Origin of the sequence: Aeromicrobium sp. Leaf272 (assembly GCF_001422865.1) — a bacterium.
In the GTDB taxonomy this organism is placed as follows: domain Bacteria; phylum Actinomycetota; class Actinomycetes; order Propionibacteriales; family Nocardioidaceae; genus Aeromicrobium.
This window is the reverse complement of the sequence record NZ_LMMY01000009.1, coordinates 524,756-527,444: the sequence shown is the minus strand read 5'-3', so window position 1 is coordinate 527,444 and position 2,689 is coordinate 524,756. Positions and strand designations below refer to the sequence as shown.

Sequence of the window (2,689 nt, the reverse complement as noted above, 5' to 3'; positions counted from 1 at the left end):
CGGGACGACGCGACGCACGCGGCGTGCGTGGGCGGCGACGAGGTCGGACGTGGAACGGTCCGCGAACAGCGTCATCGCGCGGACCCGTGCGGTCCAGGTTCCATCGCCGGCTCCCCGATCCGATGACTCGTGTGGCTGCACCGAGTTCTACCCCGCTGCCGGGTCGGCGTCAACGACGGGACCGCCGGGCACCCCGGATCCGTCGTGGTGCGTGGTGGTGCTCAGGGCCCTGTCCTCCCGTCGTGCCTGCACGGTCCGCGCCGGACCGAGCCCCCGAGGCGACTGTGCCGCAGACGAACGGGCCGATGAGGGTGTCGGTGGCGTGCGGCCCTGAACTTGTCACGTGCGTGACAATCACGGGTGACGAAGGCCCACTGTCGAATGTGTTCTCGGTGCTGATCGTGCCCGGGCATTCGCTGTGGCGAGGCACGGCCGCCGACTCTGGGCGTGTCGTTCACTCCACTTGCCGTGGCGCCTCGTCGGGGAAGTCGAGGGGGCGTGGGACTGTGCGGACACGTGGATTCGTGACGGACTCGTCGGGTGTCTCGTAGTAGTTCTGGGCACACCCGATCTCCTCGGGCGTCGTGGCGCCAGGCTGTGGTGGCAGCGCCATCGAGAAGTCGTCGGTGTACTTCACGCAGTTGAAGGATCCGACCTGGAGCGTCACCGGGTTGCCCGGCCCCGAGAGCGCCGCGGTGAGTACCGGCGAGACGTCGTCGCCGCTGCGCGTCGAGCAGCCCTCGAGCGAAGCGATGTCGATGGAACCCTCGAGAGTGCCTCCGTACAGCCCGTAGAACGCTTCGGCAGGGTCGAAGGTGTCGAACGACTTGCCGAAGAAGCTGGGGCCGACGTAGCCGGGTTCCTCGAGGACGTCGAGAGGCTTGGACGTGACCGACAGGCGGGAACGTGTTCCCGTCCCGCAGGAGTCGTCGAGGCCGACGTCGTTCCCGTCGACCTTCAGGGACCGAATCTGGACGTCGACGTCGGCGGCCAGCGCGGCGGGCTCGACCTTGNCCTCGACCGGGATGGAGCCGAAGGCGACGGTCCGAACAGGGATGAGAGGCGAGCGACCGTAGTTCCGGTCCGAGCCCTTGGGAGAGACAAGGAAGGTCCGGATGTCGATCGTGTACTCCCTGTCCTCGCCATCCACCCTGTTCCCGATGAGGATGTTGTTGCCCATGGTCATGAGAGGGATGCGTGCCCACTGCTTCGCCTTCGGCGAACCAGTTCTCCCGAGACTGACGCCGTTGATCCAGCCGTATCGGTTGGCGAAGTCGGGCGTCGAGCAGGGGTCGTAGTCGCTCGGCGGCAGTTCGTCGGGGCACTCGATGAACGGAAGTCCTGGGTAGATCCCTGTCCTCTCGTCGGCGGAGGCGACACCGACGATCGAGGCGACGAGAGCGAGAGCGACCGTGAGCAGGGCGGTCAGCTCGCGACGTCGGCGCAGAGGGGTCTTCATGCGAGCACCGTCACAAGCCGAGCCCCGAAAAGCAATGTCGATCGCGAGGGAGAGCGATGTTGAGGTCAAATTTGTCACTTGCGTGACAACGGCCACGGGCCGTGCCCTGCCGCGACTGAGTGGTGGCACGTGCCTCCCCCGTCGTCACTCGGGTCGGGAAATTGTCATGTGGGTGACAATCGCGGCCAGCATCTCGGCTCGGGCGGGCTTCCCCGCTTGTCTGGAGGGTGACTTCCGTGGGCCTACTTGGACGGTGACCGCGGTCACACATCCATCGGCAGATCGGAAGGAACCATCATGAAGATCAAGCACGCAGCACTCGGCGGAGCAGTCGTCGCCCTCGCGGGTGTCGTCGCCGCCGGCCCGGCCCTCGCCACCGGCAGCTCCTACACGGTCGGTGTCGGCGGCAGCTCCGCGGCCGGCACGCACACCATCACGGCAGCGTCGTCCGGGAGCCTCAGCTTCGCGGTCCCGACGCTGTCCATGGGCTGCACGAGCGCGAACGTGCCGACCTCGCCGGTCTCGACCGTCGCGAGCGGCACCGGCATCGTCGACATCGCCGCGATCAACAAGATCAACTTCGTCGGCTGCACGGGCCCGGGTGGCTCGCTCGCGGTCACGACGGTGGGCTCGTGGAAGCTGCACGGGACGGGCGCGGCCACGTCCGGCACCTCCGACGTCGTCGCCGGCCACGTGGACAACATCACGGCCAACGTCGCCAACGCCGTCTGCCGCTTCACGGTGACCGGCAAGGCCAACGGCACGTTCAGCGAGTCGACGCAGCGTCTGCAGGTCAGCGAGACGGGCTTCACCGGCAACCTCCGCGTGTCGAACGTGGTCGGCTGCCTCGGGCAGGTCCAGAACGGCCAGGCGGCCAACTTCACGGGCACGTTCGACGTGACGTCGCCCGACGGCGCGATCAACGTCAGCTGACGCGTCCCGGCCTGCTGCACCACACGGCGGGCCATCACGGGTGGGGCCGAGCCCACGCTCGGCCCCACCCGTCCCTGACCTCACCCGAACGACCACCCCTCGCACCACCAGCCCTCAAGGAGCACCCATGTCCATCACCCTCGCGCCCCGCTGGCGCAAGCGCGCCGCCGTGGCCGCTGCCGGCGCCGCCGTCGCGCTCGTCCCCGTCGCGGCCCACGCGGCCACCATCGTCACCATCACCTACGACGCCCAGGGCACCTCCCACATCGCCAAGACGAACTCCGACGTCGCCCTCGG

At 68.4% G+C, this 2,689-nt stretch carries 1 protein-coding gene; it reads left to right on the top strand.

Annotated elements, in window-relative coordinates:
• Positions 1–1,756 precede the first annotated feature (1,756 nt).
• Positions 1,757–2,392, top strand: coding sequence for a hypothetical protein (locus ASF38_RS04185; protein ID WP_055962884.1), 636 nt, complete (start codon positions 1,757–1,759; stop codon positions 2,390–2,392).
• Positions 2,393–2,689: the final 297 nt, after the last annotated feature.